22 protein-coding genes are annotated in these 25,360 nt (G+C 60.0%); 5 read left to right on the top strand and 17 right to left on the bottom strand.

Going from position 1 to position 25,360, the window contains the following annotated elements:
* Positions 1-116 precede the first annotated feature (116 nt).
* The 12 genes from HPC46_RS28435 to HPC46_RS28380 all read right to left on the bottom strand — a co-directional run bounded on the left by HPC46_RS28435 (position 117) and on the right by HPC46_RS28380 (position 13,441).
* Positions 117-1,619, bottom strand: a complete 1,503-nt coding sequence (locus tag HPC46_RS28435) for an aromatic/alkene/methane monooxygenase hydroxylase/oxygenase subunit alpha (protein ID WP_179475495.1) — start codon at positions 1,617-1,619, stop codon at positions 117-119.
* Between the two features lie 46 nt (positions 1,620-1,665).
* Positions 1,666-1,995 (bottom strand): MmoB/DmpM family protein, encoded by a 330-nt coding sequence (locus HPC46_RS28430; protein WP_036424922.1) that lies wholly within the window; start codon positions 1,993-1,995, stop codon positions 1,666-1,668.
* 23 nt (positions 1,996-2,018) lie between these two features.
* Positions 2,019-3,092, bottom strand: a complete 1,074-nt coding sequence (locus HPC46_RS28425) for an aromatic/alkene monooxygenase hydroxylase subunit beta (RefSeq protein ID WP_233716802.1) — start codon at positions 3,090-3,092, stop codon at positions 2,019-2,021.
* A 297-nt stretch (positions 3,093-3,389) separates the two neighbouring features.
* A complete protein-coding gene (locus tag HPC46_RS28420) occupies positions 3,390-4,499 on the bottom strand; it encodes a cobalamin-independent methionine synthase II family protein (protein WP_179475494.1) in 1,110 nt (369 codons plus the stop codon).
* Positions 4,500-4,614: 115 nt separating this feature from the next.
* The gene (locus tag HPC46_RS28415) at positions 4,615-6,603 is read right to left on the bottom strand and encodes an acetate--CoA ligase family protein (protein WP_005148472.1); all 1,989 of its coding nucleotides are present in this window, start codon (positions 6,601-6,603) and stop codon (positions 4,615-4,617) included.
* Positions 6,591-7,433, bottom strand: coding sequence for a CoA-transferase (locus tag HPC46_RS28410; protein ID WP_005148473.1), 843 nt, complete (start codon positions 7,431-7,433; stop codon positions 6,591-6,593). The genes HPC46_RS28415 and HPC46_RS28410 overlap by 13 nt, the downstream gene beginning before the upstream one ends.
* Entirely contained in the window at positions 7,430-8,338 is a 909-nt protein-coding gene (locus HPC46_RS28405) for a CoA transferase subunit A (protein WP_179475493.1), read from the bottom strand. Before HPC46_RS28405 ends, HPC46_RS28410 begins: the two co-directional genes overlap by 4 nt.
* A 122-nt stretch (positions 8,339-8,460) precedes the next feature.
* Positions 8,461-10,203 (bottom strand): PucR family transcriptional regulator, encoded by a 1,743-nt coding sequence (locus HPC46_RS28400; RefSeq protein ID WP_005148475.1) that lies wholly within the window; start codon positions 10,201-10,203, stop codon positions 8,461-8,463.
* Positions 10,204-10,213: 10 nt separating this feature from the next.
* Positions 10,214-10,807: an MEDS domain-containing protein gene (locus tag HPC46_RS28395; protein ID WP_005148477.1), complete on the bottom strand. Its 594-nt coding sequence runs from the start codon at positions 10,805-10,807 to the stop codon at positions 10,214-10,216.
* 166 nt (positions 10,808-10,973) lie between these two features.
* Positions 10,974-11,174: an Rv2628 protein family gene (locus tag HPC46_RS28390; RefSeq protein ID WP_252990801.1), complete on the bottom strand. Its 201-nt coding sequence runs from the start codon at positions 11,172-11,174 to the stop codon at positions 10,974-10,976.
* Positions 11,175-11,276: 102 nt separating this feature from the next.
* Positions 11,277-12,050: an SDR family NAD(P)-dependent oxidoreductase gene (locus HPC46_RS28385; RefSeq protein ID WP_005148478.1), complete on the bottom strand. Its 774-nt coding sequence runs from the start codon at positions 12,048-12,050 to the stop codon at positions 11,277-11,279.
* Positions 12,047-13,441 (bottom strand): FAD-dependent oxidoreductase, encoded by a 1,395-nt coding sequence (locus HPC46_RS28380; protein WP_005148479.1) that lies wholly within the window; start codon positions 13,439-13,441, stop codon positions 12,047-12,049. The genes HPC46_RS28385 and HPC46_RS28380 overlap by 4 nt, the downstream gene beginning before the upstream one ends.
* 168 nt (positions 13,442-13,609) lie before the next feature.
* On the opposite strand from HPC46_RS28380, the gene HPC46_RS28375 reads away from it, so the two are divergent.
* From HPC46_RS28375 to HPC46_RS28355, 5 genes are read left to right on the top strand one after another with little or no spacing between them, the layout of a single operon-like run.
* The gene (locus HPC46_RS28375) at positions 13,610-14,383 is read left to right on the top strand and encodes a phosphosulfolactate synthase (protein ID WP_005148480.1); all 774 of its coding nucleotides are present in this window, start codon (positions 13,610-13,612) and stop codon (positions 14,381-14,383) included.
* Entirely contained in the window at positions 14,380-15,306 is a 927-nt protein-coding gene (locus tag HPC46_RS28370) for an XcbA family protein (protein WP_005148481.1), read from the top strand. Before HPC46_RS28375 ends, HPC46_RS28370 begins: the two co-directional genes overlap by 4 nt.
* Positions 15,287-16,639 carry a 3-sulfopropionylcysteine synthase XcbD gene (gene xcbD / locus HPC46_RS28365; protein WP_005148482.1) on the top strand — a complete coding sequence of 451 codons (1,353 nt, stop codon included), beginning with the start codon at positions 15,287-15,289 and terminating at the stop codon, positions 16,637-16,639. The genes HPC46_RS28370 and xcbD overlap by 20 nt, the downstream gene beginning before the upstream one ends.
* Positions 16,640-16,653: 14 nt before the next feature.
* Positions 16,654-17,643 (top strand): 1-aminocyclopropane-1-carboxylate deaminase/D-cysteine desulfhydrase, encoded by a 990-nt coding sequence (locus HPC46_RS28360; protein WP_005148483.1) that lies wholly within the window; start codon positions 16,654-16,656, stop codon positions 17,641-17,643.
* On the top strand, positions 17,640-19,187 hold the full coding sequence (locus HPC46_RS28355) for a lyase family protein (protein ID WP_005148484.1): 1,548 nt from the start codon (positions 17,640-17,642) through the stop codon (positions 19,185-19,187). Before HPC46_RS28360 ends, HPC46_RS28355 begins: the two co-directional genes overlap by 4 nt.
* 158 nt (positions 19,188-19,345) lie before the next feature.
* Here the strand turns inward: HPC46_RS28355 and HPC46_RS35825 are convergent, their stop codons facing one another.
* The 5 genes from HPC46_RS35825 to HPC46_RS28330 all read right to left on the bottom strand — a co-directional run.
* Complete coding sequence (locus HPC46_RS35825; protein ID WP_036424926.1) at positions 19,346-21,742, bottom strand: molybdopterin-dependent oxidoreductase; 2,397 nt, start codon at positions 21,740-21,742, stop codon at positions 19,346-19,348.
* Positions 21,743-21,878: 136 nt separating this feature from the next.
* Positions 21,879-22,853 (bottom strand): ABC transporter substrate-binding protein, encoded by a 975-nt coding sequence (locus HPC46_RS28345; RefSeq protein WP_005148487.1) that lies wholly within the window; start codon positions 22,851-22,853, stop codon positions 21,879-21,881.
* A gap of 19 nt (positions 22,854-22,872) precedes the next feature.
* The gene (locus tag HPC46_RS28340) at positions 22,873-23,598 is read right to left on the bottom strand and encodes an ABC transporter ATP-binding protein (RefSeq protein ID WP_005148488.1); all 726 of its coding nucleotides are present in this window, start codon (positions 23,596-23,598) and stop codon (positions 22,873-22,875) included.
* Entirely contained in the window at positions 23,595-24,410 is an 816-nt protein-coding gene (locus HPC46_RS28335; RefSeq protein WP_085976127.1) for an ABC transporter permease, read from the bottom strand. Before HPC46_RS28335 ends, HPC46_RS28340 begins: the two co-directional genes overlap by 4 nt.
* Before the next feature lie 76 nt (positions 24,411-24,486).
* Positions 24,487-25,360 (bottom strand): IS3 family transposase (locus HPC46_RS28330; protein ID WP_179475492.1); only part of this gene is annotated, 874 nt, incomplete at its 5' end.

Here is a 25,360-nt window from a genome sequence, read left to right as displayed (position 1 = left end):
TTAGTGGATCTCCTGAAATTGCGGCTGGTTCTTCAAAATCGGTCGAGATGAAGATGGGTCCGCGGAGGGGCTGTCAGCGGCGTCGGAGGGCGCTTCCTCCGCGGACCCACCAAGTGTTACTTCAGCGGATCTTTGACTTCGTACTCGAGTCGCCGGATGTCGTCGATGGTCCACATCCGCTCAGCGTTGAGATGTGGTTGACCAATCAAGGTCTTGCCATCTGGTCGGACGTAGCCCAGTGCCAAGATGACATCGGCCAGGTCCATTCCATCGAAGCGCTCCCACCAGTTGGCACACCCGGAGTAGATCGTCGGGTTGAGGTTGAAGATCCACTCGCAACCTTCGCTGCACACGGCGAACTTCTTACCTTCGCCGTAAACGATGCGGGTTTCCGGTGCGTGCAATGTCGGCATGACACACGGAACATGGCAAACCTGACAGAACGGCGGCAGTGATGGCAATTCCTGCAACAAGATTCGTGCAGACGACGGGTCGCTCATGTCGCGGAATGCGTCCCACAAACCGCCGTAGGACTTGGTCCAGCCAGGGTAGTGGTTCTCAAACCATTCGTAATCTGCCGGACCCATGGGGTCGGTCCGCCAGAAGTTCAGCGGCCACATAGCCGCAAGCGCGATCGCCACTGAATGGTGCATGTCATTGACGTACCGGGCGACATCACCAAGCCTCGCCGGCGGCTTCAGCCCGAACGGACTCAGTCGACTCATGTAAGAGCCGACGAAGTCGTCCACGACCCACTCCTCCCAGACATCCTTGTAAGCCCAAGGGCGTTCCACGGCGAAGTACTCCGAAAGAACACCGACCAGCGTGTCCATCGACTGATGCTGGTGCCAGAAGTGACGGTCAAGCGACTCCTGCAGGAACGGCAGGTTGTCATGCTCCTGAATCACACTCATCAAGGTCCCGTAGCCGTTGGCCATGTGCCGCGACTCGTCAGACTGGATCGAAAGGAACGCCGTGGGCATCGCGTGCTCTCCGTTGACAGCAGCGACCTGAGGCAACGCCACCACGAGGGGGTTCGTGTAAGCGGTCTCAAGGACGATGTTCAGACACATCGAGACCTCGACGGGATCACCGGTGTTGAACGACTGGAACGAAGCCCGCGCGAGGGTACCGATGGGGTGATTACCCAGACCAATCTGGCCGATGTCAAAGCCAGCCGGATCGTGGTAGTTCTTCAAGTAGTACTTGCGCAAAGCGACTTCGATCTGCGTGTGACGAACCTCGTCGAGCATCTGGCCGGCGTACCCCTGGCGCAGCTCCTGGTTCTTCATCGATGCGATCAGAAAGCCAGACCCGCAAACAGCTTGGTATTCCGCATCGGTCAAGCTGGGGCTGCCGAACTTCATCCCTTCAATGAAGCGCGGCTCGGCCGACGTTGCGTTGCGGTAACGAACGTTGCTGTCCAGACCGCCGTACACCCGGTTGTCCTTTTCCGTCTCCATCGCTGCGTAACCACGCAGCATCGAACGAAATGGATCCTTGCCCTTCGGCGGGATGATGTAGCGGGTAGGAAACTTCGGGTCAGGGCGCGCGTAATCGAAGCCCCAGTCGTACCTCTTGGACTTTTCGTGAACAACTTCAATAGTGGGATTAGCCATGTTTCTTCCGTTTCTTGGTTGTGAAGGATCGTGGTCCGGACGGGGCCTAGTCGCGGAATCGTTCCGGGAGGATCTCCGAGTGGATCTCGATCCCGTGATCCTTCACGACAATTCGCCCGTAGTAACTGGTCATATTGACGAGGAAGTCATGAACCGTATACGGCTTGCCAAGTCGGTCGCTAAGTTCAACCATGTCGAAGCTCAGCATTCCGTCGCGTTCTATCTTGAAGAACACGTCGTTGTCGGTGATCTTGGCGTCGGGGACAAGCTCAGCAACCATGTCAACGATGACACTGGTTTCTGAACTCCCGATCAGCGAGATGCCGACGGTATCGCGGACTTGCGTTCTATCCCGAGCGGGCGTGGGAGATGACAACGTGATTCACCTTGTCTTTCAGACTAGTTGGCTGATACCGGGTCGAGGTTGAGTTCGTTGAGAATCCGCGACTGCTTTTCTCGGATCTCGGCCATTGCGTCCTCGTAGCTGGTTGGCTGGTTAGGAACCTCGGAGAACACGGGAGCGAAGGCGTCGCAGGCTTTCAGCGAGTACCTGTTCCATTTATCCACCCACGCCGCAATGATCGACGAGTTGTGGGTGCCATACTCGGGGTCCTCGACCAGGTGGCGGATGAGTTCCTTCGTCCACGCCCGGGTCCGCACTGTGTCGGCCTCGGATGAGGCGATAACCGACGGTGTAACCAGGTCGCCGTTCGCGCCAGCAAATCGCGTGAAGTATTCGACTTTCGCCAATTCACCGAACAGCGGATCGAAGCACAGGTTCAATGCAACGACGATCTCCATCCAGTCATCGAGCGCAATGACGTTCTCGATCGCCTCACGAGCACCCTGCCAAACCGGGTCTTCTTTCCAGACCCGCAGGCAGTCCTCATCATTGAATTCGGGGTGCGCCTCGGCAAGTTCGAACGAGTAGTAGACGACATCTTGCAGGTGGCGCAGTTTGTCGGCGGCCTCGAACACCATAGAGAACGTCACCGTGTCGGAAAGTGCCTCGCGCTCTGCGTAACACAGCGCAAGAAACATGCCGTACTCGACGAAGGGGTACGTCATGTAGTGCTTGGCGAGGCCCTTGCTTACCCATTCCTCGTTCGCGAAGCCGAACAGGCCGCCCGCACTCGCACCGAGGAACGTGTTCTGGAGGGCTTTTTCAGCTTCGTGTACGCCAGCGATGTACGGACGGTTCATCGTCTGGTTCGGATCGCGATACGCGTACCAGTTAGACGAGCGCAGTACCGTCGAGTCTTCGGTGTAGGGATCGCGTCCGTTGTCGAATCGGAGTGGCCAGCCCTGAAATGCATACTGCGCCGGGGTCGACTGCTGCCCCACGGTCAGATCTTCGTACTCGGTGGGACGCTTGCCTTTTGGCGTCACCCAGCCGAATGTCCGATTTCCGGAGAGCACCTTCCGCTGCGGTGGAGTGTGACTAACAGCCATTGAGAACGGCTCCTTCTTCATTGACCCAGGGCGAGAGCAGAGAGCTCGGGCGCCCACTTCCTTTGACGGGCAGATCTTCGGTTCTTGTTCCGGACGTCGCGTTGTCCAGGATCGATGAGGAAGACCCGCACTGATATTCGTCGGTACTCCTTGGTTGCACATCGTCCTCGCATGACAGTTCCGGCTTGGCGTTGTGTCCGGACAGGCCGATAGTCGACACGACGTTGAGGCCATCACCAAGTGAGAGCAAGACGGATCGAGAAATTTGCAGCATCGACCGTGCTATGCCCCAACTTCTGCCAACGAGATCGTGTGCGTTCATTGCTGTCCTTGGAGTTCCGCCCGGACGATTGCTGCGCCGTCGGCGAGTGCATGCAGCTTGCTCGCGGAAACCATTCTGTTCAGATTAACTAGGCCGCAGTCCGTGGAAAGTGCAAGTTGCTCTGCCGGAACAAATTCCAGCACCGATCGGATCCTGTCGGCGACTTCGTCGGCAGTTTCGGTGATCGTGCTCTTGACATCGATGACGCCCGCGACGAAGGGGCGGTTCCAGTTGTAGTCGATTAGCGGTTTTAGGTCATCGGGCCCGGTGCGACCGACTTCGTAGTTCAGCGCGGTGATGTTGGTCTCCAGCACCTTCGGGAAGATCGCGGCCGCACCTTCAGGTTGTGCCGACTCTGAAGTCCTCTTGTCAAGAACCCAAGCGCCGAACTCTTTGTCGTTTTCCTCGGGGAGGTATCCCGGTGTACCCGAGTAGTTACCCCAGCAGGTGTGCACCCAGAAGTCGCAGCTGATGCCATCCATCGCGTAGTTAATGGCCTCGACTTCCCAGTCCCCAATTCCGTAGGGCCAGACAAACTCGTCGAGTTGGATAATGTCACAGCCATTCTGCTCGAGCTCCTGGAAGTCCTCTTTGAATGCCTTCGCGATGGCCATGCCGAGTTCGCGGTCCTCGTCGTAGAACTTGTTCGTTGCCGCGGCGGCGAGCACCTGGATGCCGACATAGGACACCTTGACTGGCTTGTTGGTCGCCTTCTTTGTTGCACGCAGGGTCGCGAGGTGGAACGGATGTTCACGACGAACTTCCGAATCCACGATGGGTGAATACAAGGTGGAGAAGATCGGCAAACCGATGTTGGTTCCCGACGGTTTGAATCCACTCATCCGTTCGTAGTAGTGATAGATGATCGATCCGTAGGGAGAATCGCCGCCGTAGACTTTCCCGTCCGAGATGATGTCGAGGCCAGCGGCCTCCTGATCATGCACGATGGCGAGAACGGCGTCTTCGAACGCTTCCCGGCTGATCGCGTCGTACACGAACTCGCCTTTCGGGAACTGAGCGAATCCATGTCCGTCGTACCAGCGCGGGTTCGGATAGTTACCGACCATCGTCGTGGGCAGCAGGACGTCAGTCGCCCCAACCTTCATGATGCACTCCTTAATTGCTGTATGGCGATCACTCTCGTGTTCGCCACGATAAGCCGACGTCGAATCGCGCCGCGTCGTCCACGAGGGCCAAACGGGTAGGCCGATCGTGGTCCTATCAGGACGTCAGTTTCCAATCGACCGCCACTGCGCCCGTCGCAGTGGCCATGACCGGATTCAAAGTGATTGTCGAGATATTCGGTTCATCAGCGCAGAGTTGCGCTAGGTGCACGACGACGTCTGCCACACTGTCGAGGTTTACCGCGGGTGTGCCGCGCGCGCCGCAGAGAAGTGGATAGGCGCGTAACTGCGCGATCAGGGCCAGCGCGTCGTCATGCCGAATGGGTGCCAGCGCAAATTGGACGTCGTCGAAAACCTCGACCCAGATGCCTCCGAGGCCTACCATTACGATCGGTCCCAACACGGGATCCCTGAGCGCTCCGACGACGACCTCAACACCGCTAATCTGCTGCTGGACAAGAACATCCCCGCCGGCAGCACGAATGAGCATTTCCTCTGCAGCGGCGTGGAGTTCTACTCGAGAACGGATATCGAGCCGCACACCGTCACGGTCAGTTCGGTGCTCGGCATCTGCAATCTTGACCACGGCCGGCAGCTGTACATCGACATCGGCGACCTCGTCGACCGAGGAGCACCTCCAGCTCGGGGCAACCGCGATGCCGCGGCGGGTCAGTAAATCGGCGAGTTCGATTCTCTTGTCCTCCGCCTGCACGTCATGCCGGTTGGCCAACGGCGGTAACTGCGTCCCGGCACGGCTGCGCGCTTGTCCATACTGGTAGGCGTGGGCTACGGCTCGTGCGACACGGTGCGGTGCGTCGAAACACGGGATACCGGTGTCGCGCAGCGAGTGGAGCGCTTGAAGAACCCCTGACCGGCCGATCGCATAGGCATAAATCGGTACTTCCGCCTGTGTTGTCCTTAACATTTGACAACTTTGGGTGATCGCTTCGATAGCGTCGGCGTCCTCTGCAGCTCGGTGAGCGAGCACCACCACGATCGCGTCAACTTCCTTCGAGGTGGCCAGGGTTTCAACAAGATGTGCGTACAAGCGCGAATAGTCAGCCCACACGGGCGTGATGTCCACTGGGTTGCGTGAACTGGCATACGTCGGCAGCTCTGCGGCGATGCGCTGACGAAGGGAGTCGGATAACTCTGGCACCGTCAACCCTTGTCCGGCGAGCGCATCCGTTAATTCCACTGCGGCACCGCCTGAATTGGACACCACACCCATCCGCGGTCCGTTGGGCAGTGGTCGCACATCGAGCACCTGGGCAGCGTCGAAGAGCTCCTCGCCAGAGTCGACCTGGACCGCGCCGGCTTGGCGTAATGTGTGACGAAGCATCGTGGTTGGCGCGGCCAACGCACCGGTGTGACTTGCGGCCGTTCGTGCGCCGACATCGGTCTTGCCGGCCTTATAGACAATTACCGGCTTGCTCGGGGTTGTACGTTCGACTTCTTCGACGAAGGCCCGCGCATCCGGGAGGCTTTCCAGCGCAAAGCACAGCGTCTCCGTCTCGGGGTCATCGCGCAGTTCGGCCACAAGTTCGGAAGCGCTGATGTCGCTCGTGTTCCCTAGAGCAATCACCTTGCCGAAGCGCAATCTAGCGTCGTAAGAGTGGGTCGCCGCGGCCATTGCATACGTGCCGGCCTGACTGACGAGGGAAATATCTCCCCCACCCAACGGTAGGCCGGCCGAAATAGAAGCGTTGAGGCGACGGTTGCAGTCCTGCAGGCCAAAGCAGTTCGGGCCGATCACGCGTGCCGGACGCGCAGAGTGGACAAGGTTAGCTTGTGCGTCCCGACCTTGTGTACCGGTTTCACCGAAGCCCGCTGAGAGCACGATGATCGCCCTCGCTCGATGTGAGAGTTCCTGTGTTATCCGCAGCACGTGGTCGCCAGGAGTCGCGATTATCGCGAGGTCGAATTCACCACAGTCGTCAAGGGGTGCAGGCCCACTTTTGCAAACCAACTCCCCACCGAAGGATTCCAGGTTCTTTACAAGGAGCTTGCCAATGCTGCCTATCCGCTCAGATGCGCCGACGAGCAAGACACGACGAGGATCGAAGAGCGCTTCTAACAGCTGCATGCTGCGCGCTCTGTCCGGCGGAATCGCCGGCTGAGTTCACGCTCGTCGAACTCGAGCCGTCGGCATGTCAACGGATCGATGGATCGAATCGCCGCGAGCTCGGCCACGCTGGGAGGACTGAGCAGTCCAGGCGAGAGATCAACGATGGGTACGAAGCCTGTCGCTGCACAGACGTCATCGATGGTGGCATCGGGCCATACGGCCCGCAGGCAGGCCTCGCCGTTGGCCGAGAAATCAAAGATACCGAGCTCCGTGATAAGCCATTGCGGTCCGCCGCCGGTGAAACCTAGTTCCTTTCGTGAACCGCTGGGCGTGCGGTGACCTATATCGGTAATGAAATCGACCTGATTCACGAGAGTTCGGCCGCTTCGATGCCGCGTTGTCCACAGCGTGAGGTGGCCTATCGTTGCGGAGATATTGCATCCTCCGCCGCCTCCACCCAACTTGACTTTTGGCCGCCGCGGATCCGGGCCAATCGCTGTCACGTTGGTGTTTCCGTACTTGTCGATTTGTCCGCCGGACACAAACATGCGGTCGATGGCACCACGTAGCGCTGCGTCGAAGAATTCCTCGAAGCGCATTCGGTAGGTTGCATCTCGGTGCAAAGCAAGGTCGTTACCCGTCGGCGGGATGAAGACGGGATCGGGGTTGATTGCGTAAGTGGCGCCTTCGACCAGGATCATGTCCCGCGCGTGAGTCTGTCGGGCGACATGCATTGCCACTTGCGCACACGGGCTGGCGAAGCCGTGAAAGACCGCCTCCTGATCGCGAATTGTCCGCGCTAGCGCCACGACAAACCACTCGTCGAAGCCCCATTCGTCGCCGCTCATCTGAACAACTCCTGCCAGTCCTGGTTGGATGAACTCCATTTTGTGAGACGACTCGCGTCAATCTGGTCGAGATATGCGTCTTCCCCGCAGAGGACGTAACGCTCCAGGTAGTCCGATACCTCCCGGTCCCCTGCTCGAGCGGCCTCAAGGTACATGGCGATATGTCCTCTGTCGTACGCATATTCGGGGTAACACGACGTCGGATGCGCGCCGAACGGTACCTCGACAATCGCACTCACAAGATGGCCGGGTATGACAATCCCGGCCGCTGCCACGGCGTTGGGGCTGACGATGCGCTCGACCGTCGCGATCACCTGAGTCGAAGCCGAGGCGAACCGCTCGTCAAGGACAAATGGTTGAGCAATGTGCAAGTTGCCATACCTGTCACCCATGGCCGCGTGGATGCATGCCACGTTAGGAGCCAATGGCGGTACGGCGACGAGGGTTTCACCGGTGAAGGGGCAGTCAACCTCTCCGTATTCGGGGTGTAAGTCCTTAATTCCGGTTCCCTTGACGCCTCGTACGGGCATGAAAGGTAGTCCCATTTCCGCCGCGCGCAGCTGGGTAAGGATTGTGGCGCAACAACTTTCGCGTACCTCAAGCGTACCAGAAGTGGCGGCCCGGCGAAACGCGGGTGCCAGACCCAGGTCTTGCTCGAAGCCCACATAGCTTTCTTCGCAGACCGCGACTGCACCGGCGGCTACCAGCAGGTCGACGTCGATGCTGTGTGCGGATCCAACGAGGTGTAGGTCGCGGCGGTGGGCCCGGATCATTTCTCGGACCAGCGCCATTGGCAGCCTCCCGCACAGCCCTCCACCGAGTGCGACGATGTCGCCATTCTGGATGAGCTGTGCCGCTTCGGATAGTGTCCGGCGCTTGTCTACATAGGGGGAGAAACTGTTCATCGATGTTCGCGCATCCTGTCATCAGACTTTGCCGACGTACACGGACCTGGGTCCGTAGTTACGTCGACGCCAATCAACCTGAAGGTAATAGGCTGGCGCCCAACCGAATATGACCTGGGAGGCTACAAGGTGGGCGGAATCTCCACCTGGTGGGACATATGCCCGTCGCCGGAGCCTAAGTGCTCCAGGGTTTTCCATGCCCGCGTTGCCATCTGCAGATTGAAGCGCACGTCTGGGTCATTGACATCGAGGCCAAGCAGGGTGCGAATACGGGACAAGCGATACTTCAAGGTGCTGCGGTGCACGAAGATCGCAGCTGTGGTGGCGTCGTGATGGCCGCCGCATTCAAGATAGGCGGACAATGTGGCGACAAGCTGTGATTGCTTCGCGGCGTCGTAGTCCAGCAGCGGCCCCAGCCATTGGCGCACGAATCGCTCGATTGAATCTTGATTTTCTACTTCGGCGAGAATTCGGTACACGCCGAGTTCGTCGTAGAAGGTGACCGCCGCAGGGTCGCGGCTACCGACGCGTCGCTGCATTTTGAGAGCGAGTTGCGCCTCGCGATACGAGCGCGGAAGGTGCCGTGGACGGTCACACCATCCGCCAACGCCAACTCGGCAATCGTCGCTTCCGAGATGGCTGACAAGCGCGGAGACGAATCTATCCCGGTTCATGTCGGCGTCGGACAAGATCACGACGGTGTTGGAGCGGGCAACAACCAAAGTGCCCATGTGAGCATGGCGAGCAGCGCGTCGCACACCGTGGAAAAACTTCTCCATGTCGGCGCAACGCCCTTCGGATTCAACGATCACAACCCGGTGGGGAGTACCAAGGTCGTGGCCCAGAGCTTCGGCGCGCGCCAATGCGCTCTCGTCGTCGGTGCCGAGCAAGACCTCCTCGACCAGATCTCGCCGCAACCGCAGTTCCGCCTCGGCGAGGCTGCGTAGCCGCGCCAATTCCATTGCCAGGACAGTTGTTCCGTGCTCAAGGGCAACTTTGGCCTGTTCTCCACCACCTTCGTCGGGGTCGATGAGCGAGACGACGCCCACAATGTCCACACGGGGGTTTGCCACCGCTGACAATCTGCCGGCGTGGCGAATCGGCTCCCCCGCTCGAATGCAGCGCTGCAGCATTGCTTCACGTGCATTAGCGTTGTCCTTGGGATACGGCTCCGGACAGTCAGGACCAGCCCAGGCCCGCAGGTTTCCAAAGCGGTCCTCGATGGCTACGGACAATCCAGTCAGTTCGTGCAATGCGATTGCAATGCCTTCCTCACCGTTGCCCTTTGCTGCCACCTCGGTGAGGCGTGCGTGAATCCGCGCGGCGTTCTCCAAGGCGGAGACGGACTCCGCAAGTGCGATATTGCTGTCGCGTAGAGCTTCAGTACTGGCTTGTTCCTTCCGATGGAGTCGCGCGTTGGCGAGCGCGGCACCGGTTTGTTGCACCAGTACACGGAGTAGAAACTGCTCGCCGACGGATGGTTCCTCATCTGACGCGACGATGAAGAAACCGATGTGCGCATCGAGGCCGCGCAACGGCAGGGCCACACACCAGGCATATCGGCCGAGGGTTAGAACACCACCAGAAGGCCCCAAAGTGGCTATCGAGGCGTCGAGTTCCGCGGTTGCCGAGTAGTCGACCCGGGCGCCTAGAGCCTTCTGCCACCCTCCGTCGGTCAGATAGATGCCAACGAACGGGCAACGGTAGAACGCTGGTAATGAAGTCGTGCTGAGCTGAATGATCTTGTTTTCGTCACCACTCTGGGTCATCAACATGGCAAGCATCAGCAGGCCTTGCAGATTGGACAGCTGCTCGCGCAGCTCCACCAAGGTTTCCGTGTGGGCGACATCGCTCGTCGCGGTCATTCAGGCGGCCCTAGCGGGAGGTGAGGTATTCGTTGTGCTCAAGGTAGTAAGGATTCTCGAGCACGATCCCTCCCAAAATCACCTTCGGGTGCGTCTTAAGCACCTCCACCAGCATATCGCCGCTGAAGCGGCCGAGCTCGTACAGACAAACGATCACAGCCGGATACTCGCGCAACACGCTATTCAGCTGCGACTCGTAGGACACCAGGTTCTCCACGCCGGGCATCTTCTCTAAGGCCCAGGTCATCTCACCCGCTCCTCGAGCAAAGTTAAACCCGTCATCGACGGCCTGGCTGATAGAAGAATTCCAATACTTCAGCATCCGGTCGGACGAGAAGTTGCCGCCCTTGAGGTACGTGTCACCACTGTGGTCGACTTCCAGCTGACCGGTGTCCTGCGAAAGGCACTTGACCGAGTCGAGGTCGCTATCCGGCGAGTCGGACACGATGCATATGCACTTGTCACCAAGTTTGAGTCCCTCTTTGAGGTAAGGAAGCAAGATCTCGTTGCGCTCCGCAAGGGTCGGGTAGAACGCACAGACGTGGTCACCCGCGGCGAGGGACACCCCCATAACCCCAACAGTTGCCATATCCGTAGTACTCATGTTCGTAGCATCTCCTCTTTACCTATACGTCACACGGCGTATATAGGTGAGACACTAATCACTCTGCTCAATCTCGCGCTAGTACCCTGTGGACAGAAAAAGAACGAGAAACTGTCCGTCCAGGACTAGCAAGCGGCCATCTGGTGGCGGGATAAAGATCAGCCAGTTACGGATCGCGGAGCACGGTCGGGCTAGCTGCCGAAATAGCGGAAACATCGACCGACAAGCATTCGGCGATCCGGCGAACTTTCTGCCAGTCGCCTGCAGCGACAGCTTGGCTTAGCTCGTCGACTAGCGGACTCGCAGTCCCGATTTCGGCCAACCAGCCCGAAATCGTTAAGGAGATCTGTTCGATCGTCACGTTCACGCTGCGCTCCACGTGAAGGCGGTCGATCACTCGATACGCCGGCGCCGGGTGCCTCCGAGCGCGCATCTGACGCCAGCTATGTCGAATCATCGCCGTCATCCATCATTGAGCCGTCATGCCGCCATCGGCCGCAACGGTAGAACCTGTCAAGAAGCACGCTTCCTCACTCGATAGGAACAATGCGACTGCTGCGATGTCGTCAGGGGTTCCAAGGCGTCCAATCGGATATTTGGCTACCGTCTTGGCCAGGCCTGCTTCCAGATCGCCGTCGCCCCTCGCGCGCAACATCGGTTCCATCAGTGGAGTGAAAACAGTGCCCGGGCAGATCGCATTGACACGGATACCCATTGGGGCGCAATCAATTGCCATCGAGCGCGTTAGCGCGACTACCGCGCCTTTGGCTGCGCAGTAAGCGGCGAAGTTGGGCACAGCGACCATGGCAGCCACCGAACCCTGGTTCACAATCGATCCTCCACCAGCGGCGCGCATGTGAGGAATAACCGCCTTTGACATCAGGTAGGTGCCCTTGGCGTTGACGTCGAAGCAACGGTCCCAGTCACGTTCCTCCGTCACCTCGACGTTGCCGGCACTGTCAACACCAGCGTTGTTGTACAGGGCAGTGACGGCGCCCAGTCGAGACACCACTTCGGCAACTGCGGCTTCAACCTCCGAAGCCACTGCGACGTTGGCCGTCACAGCGATCGCGGTTCCACCGGCGCTGTTGATGATGTCGGCGGTCTCCGTGGCCGCATCAGCCCGCAGATCGAGAACGGCCACCTTCGCACCCTCATGGGCGAACTGCTGCGCCGCTGCTCGACCGATCCCCGAACCACCGCCGGTGATCAGAGCGACTTTTCCTGCCATGCGTCCAGTCATTGCCTGACTCCTTGTCTGTCTGTGCCGGCTACCCCGGCTGTGGTTGACGTCTGATCTGCGCCGGCCGCCTGAGCGGCGAGCAGAATGGGTTCATAGACCGGGGCGAAAGGCGGCGCGTAAGACAGATCGGCGTCCAGAAGCGCGCTAACGTCGAACCCTGCCTGTAATGCGATGGCGGCGACGTCGATTCGTTTTGCGACACCGTCGCCGACGCCGACCATTTGCGCTCCCAATAGGCGGCCGTCGGGGCGATGGATAAGCCGAACCGTAACTGACTCGGAGCCCGGGTAGTACTTGGCGCGTGACTTTCCGACAGCTTGCGTCGCTATGGCGTCGATGCCTTCTGCTGCGGCTTCGGCCAGGGTAAGACCGGTGCGGGCTACGGCGAGGTCGAAGACCTTGACCACTGCGGTCCCGAGCACTCCGGCGAAGCGCGCCTCGCCACCCGCGGCGTTGATGCCCGCCACTCGACCCGTCTTGTTGGCCGCTGGCCCCAGCGGGATGAAAGCCGGGCGCTTAAGGATTCGGTGATAGGGCGCAATGCAATCACCGGCCGCGAACACCGATTGCAGTGAAGTCCGCATGTGTTCGTCAACCACCAATGCGCCACCAGGTCCACAAACGGCCCCCACGTCCGATCCCAGTGCTGAGCCTGCTCGTACCCCGACCGCAGCCACCATGAGGTCGACCTCGATACGCTCGTCGCCCATCGAGACCTGCAGACATGACCCGTCGTCGATGGCAGATTCAACTCGGCAGCCCAGCCGTACATCGACACCGTGACGCACTAGCTCGGCGTGTACCCGTTCACTGATGGTTCCATCGAAGTTGGGCAAGACCATCGGCAACGCTTCGGCGATGGTGACCGCGACGCCGCGCTCGGCAAGCGCTTCTGCCATCTCAAGGCCGATATACCCGCCTCCGACGATGAGTGCCCGACGGGCGTTGCGCTCATCGAGCAGTCGGTGCAGACGGACCGCGTCGTCCAGGTTCCGAACGGTGAAGATGCGATCGCTTCGGGTTGCCAGCGCCCCAGGAACGATCGGGGTGCCGCCGGTGGCGAGAACCAGGCTGTCATATCCGATTTCGTAGCCGACGCCGTCCTGGCTTACGGAGAGCACTTTGCGGTCGGGGTCCAGACGTGTGGCTTCAACACCGAATCGCAAGTCGATTCGCCGCTTTTCGCGAAAGAACTCGGGACGATACGCGAACAAATCGTCCGATTCGGCGATGACGTCGGAAACGTAGTACGGCAAACCACATAGGCCGTATGCCGCGTGGTTGCCGGACTCCAGCACCACGATCTCAAGATCTGAATTGGTTCGGCGGGCGGCGGATGCGGCCGACATTCCGGCCGCTCCACTCCCCACCACGACAAGCCGGTTGCTCACCTGGGGCCTCCTTTACCTGACGAACGGTAGGCCTGAGGACATCGCCCCATCCATGTCCCGACAGGGTTAACTCCGGGCAATTGTTAGGCCGCTTGAGACAAAGACGCGTGGGGCTGGTGACCCTACCGTGAGGGTTGCTGGACATCGCAGCGTCGGAGGTAAGGGATCATGTGGGAGACTCCTGATTTTCTTGAATTGCCTGTGCGGCAAAGAAAGCCGCGACAGACGGGGCTCACGCATGTCCTGGACAAGGGGGCGCCGACCAGCGCCCTGGAAGCGGTGTTGGCTGGAGCGGGGCAGTTCGTGGACGTGCTTAAGATCGGCTGGGGCACCGCCTACATCGACCCGCACCTCAAAGCGCGAGTGGCGCTCTGCCATACCCATGGGGTGATCAGCTGTTTGGGTGGCACCCTGTTGGAGATATGTCAGGCCCAGGGCCGGGTGGCAGAGCTGCGCGATTGGGCGAGCGATATCGGTATCGACGCTGTCGAGGTGTCAAACGGCATGCAAATGATGACCACGACGCAGAAGATTTCGTTGGTGGGCCGATTCGCCCAAGAATTCATCGTGCTTGCCGAGACAGGCGCCAAGGATGCCTCCGCGCCGGTGGTAGCGGAGCAATGGATTAGCGAGATGCGTGCCGATCTCGACGCCGGCGCGTCCTACGTCATCGCTGAGGGTCGCGAATCGGGCACGGTGGGCCTATATGACACCGACGGGTCGCTGAGGACTGATCTCGTCGAATCCATTGCGATGCTTGGTACTGAGCGCGTCATCTTCGAGGCACCGCGAAAAGCTCAACAGGCAGAACTGATCAAGCGCTTCGGACCGATGGTCAATATCGGCAACATCGCACTCGAGGATCCCATCGCGGTCGAGACACTACGACTTGGGCTGCGTGCCGACACTGCTCCCCGTACGAACCCTGCGCGTCGACGATGATCGACCTACCTGCCGTCAATGAGATCACCCGGCCCTACCGCGGATTATCCGTCCAGGAAGTCGATTTCGATCTTACCGAGGCCGCAATTACGCACTACCTGGCCGGCCGTGAGGTTTACCGACGCACCTCGTTCCTCGCGCTACGCAGGAAGGATCACACCGCGCTGGTCGCTGTCCTCAAGGAGTCCTCTGCACCGTTGTTCTCGCCCGTTGTCGAGCTGCGAGTGCTTGCGCTTCCTGAGCAGGTCGCGTTCATCGAATCGCCTGATACCGACGTAGGCAATGCGACGGCGTTAGCGACGGCGGCGCGGACACATCACAGAGACGGTGTCCTCGCGTACGTCGTGCAGGGCCGTTATCAACATATCAATTTCATTTGGGATCCCTGTCCGATCCCCGTCCGGCTGACAGAAGTCGTCCCGCCGTGGCCCCCCAAGCTCTTTGCGATGGCGCAGCAAGCAATCGCGTTCGACGAGGAGCTTCCACCGATCGAATTGCAACTCGACGCCGTGGACATCACGGAGTTAGCCCAGCAAAATCCAGCACCCGACTATCTGTTGCCGTGCCGAGGTGCCGGTACCGAAATCGCTGGCAGAGTCTCCTTTCTCGACACTCGCCCAGCGGATCGTTTGAACTGGCTGATGATTGGGTGCACACGGTCGTTAGAGTTTCACCGCCATTTCTACGATGACGAGCCTGATCGCATCGACATCTGTCCCGCCGCGAGTGCTCGCAGCCCGGGCGAATTGACACTGGCTAAATGCTGTCTGATCGAGCGTGGTATCAGATTCGAACCTGGTGCCGCGGTGGTCCCGTGGGGCTCGAACCTCGACGAGGTCCGAGAGGCGCTGAGATATTTGACCGGAGTTCCGCCAGTGAGCCGTCTACAAACCGGGAGCGACGATGAGCACCAGCGTGCTTGATTCTGTTGTTTACCGACATCTTTGGGGTACCGACGAAGTGCGCGGGTTGCTCGATGAGACCGCCCGACTTCAGGGATGGTTGGACATCCTCGCGAGGCTGTCTGAGGCACAGGCCGAGGTAGGAATAATTCCGGCCGATTGTGCTCAGATAATCTGTGAGCACGCAGATGTGGCGCTGCTAGACATTGATGAAATCGCCGAGCAGACCAGAGCGACAGGGCATTCGACCTTGGGCCTGATCCGTTGCCTACAGGAGGTGCTTCCGGAGCGTGCGCGCGAGTGGGTGTACTACGGCGCCACGGTCCAGGATCTGACAGACACTTGGTTTGCCACGGTGATGCGTAGCGTCGGAGACATCGTGCAACGCGATTTGAAAACGTTAGAGTCAGAAGCGGTTCGCCTGGCCGTGGAACACCGTGACACAGTCATGTGCGGTCGGACCCATGGCCAGCCCGGATTGCCGATCACGTTTGGCTACAAAGCTGCTGTCTGGGTCTCTGAACTTCGTCGTCACCTCGAGCGCTTGCGTGAGGGCAGGACACGGTGGGAGTTCGTCCAGCTCGGCGGCGCCCTTGGAACGATGGAGTTCTGGGGTGACGCTGCAGTGCCTATGCTGCGCGCCTTCGCGCGGCGGATGGAACTGCAGGTCCCTGAAATCCCCTGGCTCACATCCAGAGACAGGATTTCTGAGTTCGTCACATTGCTAGCGATGATCTCCGCAACGATCGGTAAGATCGGACAAGAGATTTACGAGCTCCAAAGACCGGAAATCGATGAACTTCAGGAGCCGCATAAGCACGGCACCGTCGGAAGCATCACGATGCCCCACAAGGTCAATCCGGAGATCTCAGAACACCTCGTCACGCTGTCACGGCTGGTACGGGCCGATGCTTCTGTTGCCTTGGAGGGCATCCTCAGCGAGCATGAGCGTGACGGCCGGTCCTGGAAATGCGAGTGGGTTGTAGTGCCAGAAGCGTGTCAACTGGCCTGTGTTGCTACGCAATTGGCAATTGGTCTCCTTTCCGGATTGCGAGTCAACACTCAGCGCATGCGTGACAACCTCATAGCGCGAGGCGGATACGTGCAGTCTGCGGCAGCACTTCGGACGCTCTCTGATTCCGTGGGGAAGCACACCGCCCAGCAGTTGCTCTACGACGCGACGATGAAGGGGATTGGCGATCGTTCCTCGCTCGCCGAGGCCCTGTTATCTGACAATCGGATACACCGCTATCTCACCGCTGATCAAATCGCCGACATCATTGAGTCTGCTGACGTATTGGGCTCCGCAGGCTACTTCATCGACACCGTTATCCAGAATGGCGGAGCATCTTGAACGGAACTTACCTAATGGCTGACGTTGTAGATGTCGGCACCGCGCCACTCCCGCGGGTTGCCTTCGTCCGCGAGCCCACTCCACTTCATCAGGCTGCGCGCCTGTCTGACGCACTCGGTGTCGAAGTCTGGTTCAAACGCGATGACCTGAGCGGCATTGGCCTTGGCGGAAATAAACTTCGGGGTCTTGAGTACTTGATCGCTGACGCACTCACCCAGGGCTGCGACAGCCTGGTGACCGGAGCCGGGCCGCAATCAAATTGGGCGATGTTGGCCGCATTGACTGCACGCCAGGTCGGGATCGAGCCCTATCTAGTTCACTACGGCCCACCTACAGTTGCGACCGGCAACCTGCTGCTGATTGATCTGATCAATGTCGATCGGCGCTTCACGGGCAGTCCCGACCGCACCTCGGTGGACGACGAGATGGTCCGCTTGTGCAATGACCTAGTTGCGTCCGGGCGCAAGCCATACGCCATCCCACGGGGTGGCGCCAGTAGCCGCGGTGCTGCCGGATATGTACGTGCTGGTATCGAATTGGACCGCCAGTGGCGTGAATTCGGGGTGGCACCGTCACAGATTTGGTTGCCGGCGGGATCGTGCACAACCCATGCGGGCCTCGTCACCGCCGCGCGCTGGCTAGGATGGTCAACGGAGATTGTCGGGGTTACTGTCAGTCGACCGAGCGGCGAGTGCACTGAACGTGTCGAAGAAATCTCGGCGTCTTGCGCCTCCCTTCTGGACATCACAACGCAGGCTGATCGCCCTGTCCAAGTGATTGACGGTTACATCGGGCCCGGCTACGGGATCGCCTCCCCGGCGGGTGACGCAGCGGCCACCCTCGTGGCTGCACTCGAAGGGATCTTTCTGGATCCGCTCTTCGGCGCGAAGGCAATGGCGGCGCTCATCGATGCAGCACATGAGGGCCGTGTGAGCGGACCAGTTGTGTTCCTCGTAACTGGAGGTGCACCGACACTGTTCGCCGCCGGAAAGGTATTCGTATGACCGCTCGTGTGCCCAATGGATATCTGGGTGCAGAGGCAGCCATCAAGAGCGGGCCCGCCGCGGAACTGGTAGCGGCCGGATATCAGCTCGAATTGTCGGATGCTCCGATATTGCACCGTGGTCTGGGACTCGCCGATCTCGCGCACGTACTGACGTTACGCGAGAACGGCATAGTCCCAACCGACGTCGCAGTGCGGCTGCTTCGTGAGGTCCTTGATGTATTGGGAGTCAAACCGGAGGACTTCCCTTACGACTCGGTGTACGGGGACGCCTATAACAGCCGTGAGCGTGAGTTCGAACGTCGCCTTGGCGATGATGCCGGCTGGCTTCACACCGGGCGAACGCGCCGCGAGGCCGGCCGGATCGCCTTTCGACTAGCCCTCCGCAACATGATTCTCGATCTTCATAAATCCGTGGACGACTTTGTTGGAGCGGTGACGAAACAAGCGAGTCAACATGCCGAGACAATCTGGCCTGAAAGCACTTACCTGCAGCCCGCCCAGCCGTCGACCTTTGGCCACTATCTGTCGAGTTTTGGCGAACAGGCGATGCGTCAGCTTCAGCGACTACAGATTGACTACGGCTGGGCCGACCGCTCCCCCGCTGGCGTCGGCGGGGTCGGCGGGGGCTGGATCCCCTTGGATCGTCACAAACTATCTCGTCGACTGGGTTTCGAGGCCCCGGGTGCACACACCCGCGATATCATGTGGGCCACAGACGGTCTTGCAGACGTCGCGTTGACCGCAGTCCAGTCCGCGACCACGATCGATCGCCTTGCGGAAGACTTCGAGATCTTCACGAGCCCCAACTTCGGGTACGTCAGCCTGGATCCGTCGCTTTGTCGCGCCTCGGTTCTCCTTCCCCAGAAGCGAAACCCATACGCAATCGCGGTGATTCGGTCGGGAGCGGGAACCTTGGTCGGAAAAGCGACCGGACTTCTGGTGACACAACGAACACCCTCCGCGCGGACCGATAATTGGTTGCACGCCTACGGCGAGGTAACCTCCGCCATGAGATTGGCGATCCAGGTTGTGCAACTTGGAGCTCGCGTAGTAGACACGCTGACAGTCGATGTAGGCCGCATGGCCGCCGACGCGCGAAGAAACTTCACCGGGGCAACAGATATGGCAGAGATATTGGTTGCGGACCACAACGTGGACTACCGTCGCGCTTATCGCGTTGTGGGCCGTGCAGTCACCGCAGCCGCAGAACGCGGTGACGACCAGGTCTCCGCGAAGGATCTAGTGGATGCAACGTCCGCAGTGTTGGGGTATCCGATCGAGCCCGATGACACGTTGCTGAAGCTAGCAAGGGATCCCACTAGTGCTGTTTATCGCCGGGTCGTCACCGGCGGTAGCTCGCCGGGGCGAGTGCACGAATTTGTCGCGGGACTGGAACGACGGCTGGCCCCAGCGACTCGTTGGCGCACCGATCAACGCCAAAGAATCGACAAGGCCGAGCAACTGCTGATCTGGGAGGCCGAATCGCTCGTGCAGGGCGACAACAGCGGCCTGCCGCGATCTCAGCAGGAGGATGTCGAATAGTAGGTAACCTCGACGCCACAAAGGTCTATGCGGTGCCTGACAGGCACGCACGATCATTGTCCGGACCCCGTATCGGGCACCTACCTCAAAACAGGAACTCCTTGGCGCTTCAGCGCATCTAACGCTGCAGGCGGTCGTGTGTTTGGCGCGTCGCGCCTCTAGCTCTCCCCTGCCATTTCGCTAGCAAGTGCGATCGTGGCAGCTACACGGGGTGTTTGACGAAGCTGAATCGCTTCACGGTCGCTCACGACTGCCGGTGGCGCAAAGGCGTAGGTCGGCGCCGAGAAGCCATCGACGAGTTCAATGTCGACGAGCGTGGTTCCGGATGAGGAAGCTTGCGCTAGAAGAGATGTACCGAAATCTGCGGTGAGCACGTTCGGGTTGCCGTGCCGGTCGAGCGAACCCGCGATGCCAGGTGTTTCTGGGTCGAACCAGGCCCCGGTAGCCATTACGACTACTCCCGGCCGCACATCGTCGGTGATCATTGCTCCCGCGAGGCAGGAGCCGCGGGCGTTCCAAAGCCGCACGGTCGCTCCGGCATAGATGCCGCGCTGCTCGGCGTCGATTGGATTGATATGTACCGGCTCTCGGCCGGCTACCTTGCCGGCGCGGCTGTAAGACCCATTGTCGTATTGGCTGTGCAGGCGCCGACTAGGCTGGTTGGAGATCAGATGAAAGAGCTGACGCTCGTCTGAACTACCGCCAAGCCACTCGCACGGCTCCATCCATGTGGGATGGGCCGGGCAATCGTCGTAACCGAACGAGGCCAGCATCCCAGAGGTGATTTCGATTTTCCCGGAGGGTGTTTGGAGCGGATTTGCCTCGGGATCTTCGCGGAGGAGCGTGAAGCTGCCGCCGGGCGGATCGGGTGGCTCGGGAAGTGTGACTTGTCCGTGCCGCCAGAATTCCTCGAACGACGGCAAGCTTACTATGGGCGCCAAGCTTGCAGAGGTTCGCTCGTAGAGTTCTCGCACCCACGCGCCGGCAGTCCGGCCTTCGGTGAACTGGTTCCCAAACCCCAATAGTTGCGCCAAGTCGGCAAAAATCTCGTAGTCGGTGAGCACCCCGAGCGGGGGGTCTACCGCGGGATACATTGCGCTCAACGTGGTGTCGGAAGTGCCCGACGCGAAGTCTTGACGCTCTAGCGATGTCGCAACTGGAAATACGATGTCGGCGAACTTGGCGTTGGCGTTCCACCATGGCTCATGGACGACGATTGTGTCGGGGCGTTGCCATGCGCGTACGAGGCGGTGGAGATCCTGATGATGGTGGAAGGGATTGCCCCCGGCCCAGTAGATCATCCGGATATCGGGGTACTGGAGTGATTGTCCGTTGTACTCAAACGAAGTTCCCGGGTAGAGCAGCATGTCGGCGATTCGCGCTACCGGGATGAATCGCTGGACGGAGTTGGTGCCTTGGGGCAGAGCGGCTTTAGGGTGATTACCGCGGCGAACTCCGATCTGCAAAGTGCCCAGGCCTGCAGCGAATCCGCCCCCTCGACGGCCAAGTGATCCGGAGATAGCGGAAAGCACAACTCCCATCCAGTGCGCCTGTTCGCCGTGGTGCATTCGCTGGAGCGACCAACTAACGTTAATGACGGTACGCGCAGTAGCGATCGCTGTAGCTAGAGTTCTGATGGTGGCGGCGTCAATTTCAGTTAGCTCCGAAGCCCACTTGGAATCCTTGGGTACGCCGTCGCTGCGGCCAAGGAGGTAGTCGGCGAAGGTATCAAAACCGACACAACAGCGCGCAAGGAAGTCTGTGTCGTGGCGTCCGGCCACCACAACTTCGTGAGCTAGAGCGAGCATTAATGCAACATCGGAGCCTGGGCGGATGGGCAGCCACTCAGCGTCCAGCGAATCGTCGGTATCCGAGCGGACGGGTGAGACATTGACGAATCGGACACCGGCGCGACGGCAACGGTCTTGGAGTTCTGGAACGGTGTGGTCAGCGATTCCGCCCTGGCAGATTTGCGCGTTTTTGCGGGCCATACCACCGAAGGACACCACGAGTTCACCTCGATCGGCGATCTCGTCATAGGTCGGGCACCGAGTCGACATGCTCAACGGTGATCCACCGATGATGTGGGGCATGATCACCTCGAGAGCTCCGGCGCTGTAGGTGTTGACTGAATCCACGTAGCCACCGGCCATGCCCATAAATCGGCGGATCTGACTCTTCGCGTGATGAAAACGCCCGGCGCTTGCCCATCCGTAGGATCCTGCGTATATCGCGGAATTCCCGAACTTTTGTCGTACACGGTCGATCTCGGCGGCTACGAGAGCAGTTGCCATATCGTGCGGGACGGGCACAAATCGATCGCGGCCGCGCCGCCCACCCGCCGGGCATGGCCCGTCGATTAGCCAACCTTCGCGGATCATAGGCTGGGTGATGCGAGCGTGGTCGCGCTGCGCGGAGGCCATTCCTGAACCAATCGGGGAAGGAGCGCGGTCCCCCGGGCTCGGTTCGAGCGAGATCACCCTTCCGCTCTCGCTGAGTACGGAGTAACTGCCCCAGTGCGTTACTGTATTGGTGCGGGTACTTTCGGCTGCCACTAGGACCGCCCGACCTGCTGCTCATGGGCCTGAAGTTCCGTCTCGACGGATCTGCGATTATCGAATTCCGTTGCATGCAAGCGCTGTTGAACATTAGCTGCCAAATGGATATGCGAAATTCTCGCGTCAGGTCGGGTCATTGGAGAAAGTCCTGGTCGACGGCGTCGGCGAAGGAGACCTTATCCGGGATTGCTCCGACGCTAGCGAACACATCCGCTATCTGTTGCTCTGATTTGATCACCTCGTCGGTGATCGCGATCGGTCTTCTGAGCGATCGGCTCATTGTCACCCGCGCCGCCTGCGGACTGATCTGTGCGAGTTTGGCGTAGGTTGTTGACCATTGGTCGATGTTCTTCTGCGACCAATCCGTCGCCGCGGCAAAGCGACGCAGGAAGTCTTTGATGGCGACGACCTTTCGGCTGTCGCTGACTGATTCGGTCGACGCGACCCAAAAGTTGAACGCGTTCGACGCGTCCTCTGCGGTTGCTATCGCCGTGGCGCCCACACTCTGTTCGGCGATCGCCGTGTAGGGGTCCCATGTCACCCACGCCTGCACATCGCCGCGTGTAAGCGCGGCGTAGCCGTCGCCGGGTTGCAGATATACGGGAGTGATGTCGTTAATCGTGAGCCCCGTTCGCCTCAGGTTCAGCAGGAGGTTCGCGTGGGCTGAGGTACCTTTTGCGACAGCGACTCGCTTGCCCTTCAGGTCGGCGACGGACGCAACAGGGGAATCTTTCGCCACAAGGATGGCATCGCCGATAGCGGTCGCTGACAATGCCCCTACGATTTTGAAGTTTGCGTTGGCGGCCAGACCGAAAATGGGTGGCGTGTTGCCGACCTGACCGATGTCGATCCCGCCGGCACTAACGGCTTCGATGAGCGATGGGCCGGAGGTGAAATTGGCGAATTCAATTTTGTATGGGGTGTTCTCGAGCTGACCGGCGGCTTGCATCAGCTGCTGTACCGCAACCCCTTTCTGGTCGCCAACCTTCAACGTGAGCGACCCGAGACTGGTCGGCGCGCTTCCCTCGTGTGAACCGCTAAAGCATCCGCTCAACGCGAGCGAGGCACAGGCGACCAGGGCGATTAGCGCATAGCGGGTGCGTTTCAACGCTGCTCCTACCTTGGTGTTATTGCTTGACGCCTAGCAGTTCGAGCAGGTGCTCGACGTACCTGGCGCCTTCCAGGGTCGCCTGGCGCCGTGGCCGCTCGAGTGCCACCGTGACCTCGTGCGCGACCACACCTTTGTCGAGCACAAGAATGCGGTCAGCAAGCATGACCGCTTCTGTGACGTCGTGTGTAACGAGTAGTACCGCGAAACCACGTTCGTCGAAGAGCCGAAGTAGCAAGTTCTGCATGGCGATCCGAGTCAGTGCATCGAGTGCGCCAAAGGGTTCGTCGAGTAGTAGCAAATCCGGCGAGGCGATGACAGCACGGGCGAGTGCTGCGCGCTGCGCCTCGCCCCCAGACAGAGAACGTGGCCAGGCGTCGGCCAGATGATCCGCCAGGCCCACTTCATTGAGAGCCGTACGCGCCGTTTGGACGCCATTTCGACGCTCTCGTGGTGTGGACAGACCCAGGGCCACGTTGCGTGCGACTGAAAGCCACGGCACGAGCCGGGAATCTTGAAACGCGGTGGCCACCGCGCCGTTGACGGCGACGGTGCCGCGGTGTGTATCGGACAGACCGGCCAGCACCCGTAGGAGAGTCGATTTCCCCGAGCCGCTGCGCCCGACCAACGCCACGATCTCACCGGATCGGATGTCGAGATCAACGCCGTCTAGGACGATTCGATCGCCGAACTGCTTTCTAAGCCCACCGGTCCGCGCCACTGCACGGACTGACGCCACGGTCATGGGCTGGCCCACCGTAGGGTGTGCCGTTCGAGCGCACGCACGATCGAATCGGTGAGCAGGCCAAATATGCCGTACACCAGCAGGCCGAATACCACGATATCGGTGCGCAGAAACTCGCGTGCGTTGTTCACGATGAACCCGAGCCCGGCGGAGGCGTTGACCTGCTCAGCCACTATGAGCGACAACCACGCGAAACCGAGTGCCTGCCGCAGACCAACCAAGGCCTGGGGCAGAGCACCCGGGAACACGATGTGGCGCAGCCGCTCCCAACGCGTGAGGTTTAGAGCATCCGTCAGCTCAAGCAATTTGCTGTCAATCTGCTTGATGCCGGCGTAGATGTTCAGGTAGAGCGGGAATGCGGCGCCCAGCGCGATGAGGAATATTTTAGGCTGCTCGTCGACTCCAAACCAGACGATGAATAGAGGGATCAAACCGAACAGTGGCAACGTGCGCAACATCTGCATCGGCGGGTCAATGGCGTACTCACAGAACGTACTGGTGGCGGCAACGATGCCGAGAATGACGGCAATTGCTGCACCGAGGGAAAATCCGACAAGGACCCGTTGACCAGAAACCAACAATGCATCGATGAGGTCGCCGTGCCGGTACTCTTCGATACCCGCGCGAGCTATCGTCAAGGGCGAGGGCAACACTCGCTCGGGCAGAAGTCCACTGAAACTCGCGATCAGCCAAGCGGTAAGTAAGGCGAGGGGTGCCAGCGCGCGGAGCAGTCCATAGCTTCGTCGCATCCTAATCGTCCGGTCCCTCGCTGAGACGGCTGCCGACGATCGATCGATCACGCTTCCTCCCATAGCAACTGTCACGTCAGTCCTGTCGACAACGCCGTTTTGCCACAGTTGTGGTTCCCCCGAAATCGTGGAGGGTTTCCTATGCCGCTTCGGGCTTGGTCTTGGATTCCCTGATCTCGTAGTTGACGGGCGATAGCCCGTCGGCGGCACTGTGGCGGCGTTGGTGATTGTAGAAGGTGTAGCACCAGTCGATTACCACAGCCTGCGCATGGATAGTATCACGGAAACGATTGCGGGACAAGACTTCCCATTCCAAGGAAGAGAAGAACGCCTCCGCGGCAGCATTATCGAAACACGATCCGACCCGGCCCATTGACTGCCGAATCCCCAACTGGCGGCACAGCGTGGTGAACGCGTGTGCGGTGTAGGTGCTACCGCGATCGGTATGGAATATGACCCGCTCGGAGTCCTCATCGCGCCAGATCACTTGGCGGCCGCCGCGCGCGGCCACAGCCATCTTGATCGCCGCACACGCCAACTCGGCATCCGGATGCAGGCCCATGGCTGCCCCCAGCAGCCGGCGGCTGTAGAGGTCGATCACGGTCGCCAGATACAGCTTCTGGCCGGACTCAGTGGGGATCTCAGTCATGTCACCGACCCATTTGCGGTTCGGCGTAGCCGCGGTGAAGTCTCGTTTGACCAGGTCAGGAAACTTCGGTGCCGTCTTGTCCTGCTTGGTGAGCCCATTGCGGCGCTTGATGCGGCGCGCCACCAAACCCTGGCGGCGCATCGAGTCGGCCACCGTCTTTTCCGACACTTCCCAACCCAGATCGCGCAGGTCAGCGACCAGCCGCGGCGAACCATGCAGCCCCTTGGCCGCCGTGAACGCCGCGGCGACCGCGCTATCGAGGTGCGCGCGGCGCCGATCGGTGTCGGTATGCAACCCATCAGAGTTCTCAGCACGGCTAATCCACTTGTAGAACCACGACACGCTCACACTGAGCAGAGCGCAC

This window comes from Mycolicibacterium vinylchloridicum (genome assembly GCF_013404075.1).
GTDB lineage: Bacteria > Actinomycetota > Actinomycetes > Mycobacteriales > Mycobacteriaceae > Mycobacterium > Mycobacterium vinylchloridicum.
The sequence above is the reverse complement of the archived record's forward strand: the minus strand, read 5'-3'. Positions and strand labels throughout refer to the sequence as shown.

What these genes read in the sequence shown, in the direction of transcription:
- xcbD (WP_005148482.1), top strand. Translation starts at nt 15,287, where the DNA reads ATGAGCACCAGCGTGCTTGATTCTGTTGTTTACCGACATCTTTGGGGT.
- HPC46_RS28435 (WP_179475495.1), bottom strand. Translation starts at nt 1,619, where the DNA reads ATGGCTAATCCCACTATTGAAGTTGTTCACGAAAAGTCCAAGAGGTAC.
- HPC46_RS28385 (WP_005148478.1), bottom strand. Translation starts at nt 12,050, where the DNA reads ATGACTGGACGCATGGCAGGAAAAGTCGCTCTGATCACCGGCGGTGGT.
- HPC46_RS28360 (WP_005148483.1), top strand. Translation starts at nt 16,654, where the DNA reads ATGGCTGACGTTGTAGATGTCGGCACCGCGCCACTCCCGCGGGTTGCC.
- HPC46_RS28400 (WP_005148475.1), bottom strand. Translation starts at nt 10,203, where the DNA reads ATGACCGCGACGAGCGATGTCGCCCACACGGAAACCTTGGTGGAGCTG.
- HPC46_RS28340 (WP_005148488.1), bottom strand. Translation starts at nt 23,598, where the DNA reads ATGACCGTGGCGTCAGTCCGTGCAGTGGCGCGGACCGGTGGGCTTAGA.
- HPC46_RS28370 (WP_005148481.1), top strand. Translation starts at nt 14,380, where the DNA reads ATGATCGACCTACCTGCCGTCAATGAGATCACCCGGCCCTACCGCGGA.
- HPC46_RS28415 (WP_005148472.1), bottom strand. Translation starts at nt 6,603, where the DNA reads ATGCAGCTGTTAGAAGCGCTCTTCGATCCTCGTCGTGTCTTGCTCGTC.
- HPC46_RS28355 (WP_005148484.1), top strand. Translation starts at nt 17,640, where the DNA reads ATGACCGCTCGTGTGCCCAATGGATATCTGGGTGCAGAGGCAGCCATC.
- HPC46_RS28425 (WP_233716802.1), bottom strand. Translation starts at nt 3,092, where the DNA reads ATGAAGAAGGAGCCGTTCTCAATGGCTGTTAGTCACACTCCACCGCAG.
- HPC46_RS28395 (WP_005148477.1), bottom strand. Translation starts at nt 10,807, where the DNA reads ATGAGTACTACGGATATGGCAACTGTTGGGGTTATGGGGGTGTCCCTC.
- HPC46_RS28410 (WP_005148473.1), bottom strand. Translation starts at nt 7,433, where the DNA reads ATGAGCGGCGACGAATGGGGCTTCGACGAGTGGTTTGTCGTGGCGCTA.
- HPC46_RS28375 (WP_005148480.1), top strand. Translation starts at nt 13,610, where the DNA reads ATGTGGGAGACTCCTGATTTTCTTGAATTGCCTGTGCGGCAAAGAAAG.
- HPC46_RS28405 (WP_179475493.1), bottom strand. Translation starts at nt 8,338, where the DNA reads ATGAACAGTTTCTCCCCCTATGTAGACAAGCGCCGGACACTATCCGAA.
- HPC46_RS28335 (WP_085976127.1), bottom strand. Translation starts at nt 24,410, where the DNA reads ATGGGAGGAAGCGTGATCGATCGATCGTCGGCAGCCGTCTCAGCGAGG.
- HPC46_RS28420 (WP_179475494.1), bottom strand. Translation starts at nt 4,499, where the DNA reads ATGAAGGTTGGGGCGACTGACGTCCTGCTGCCCACGACGATGGTCGGT.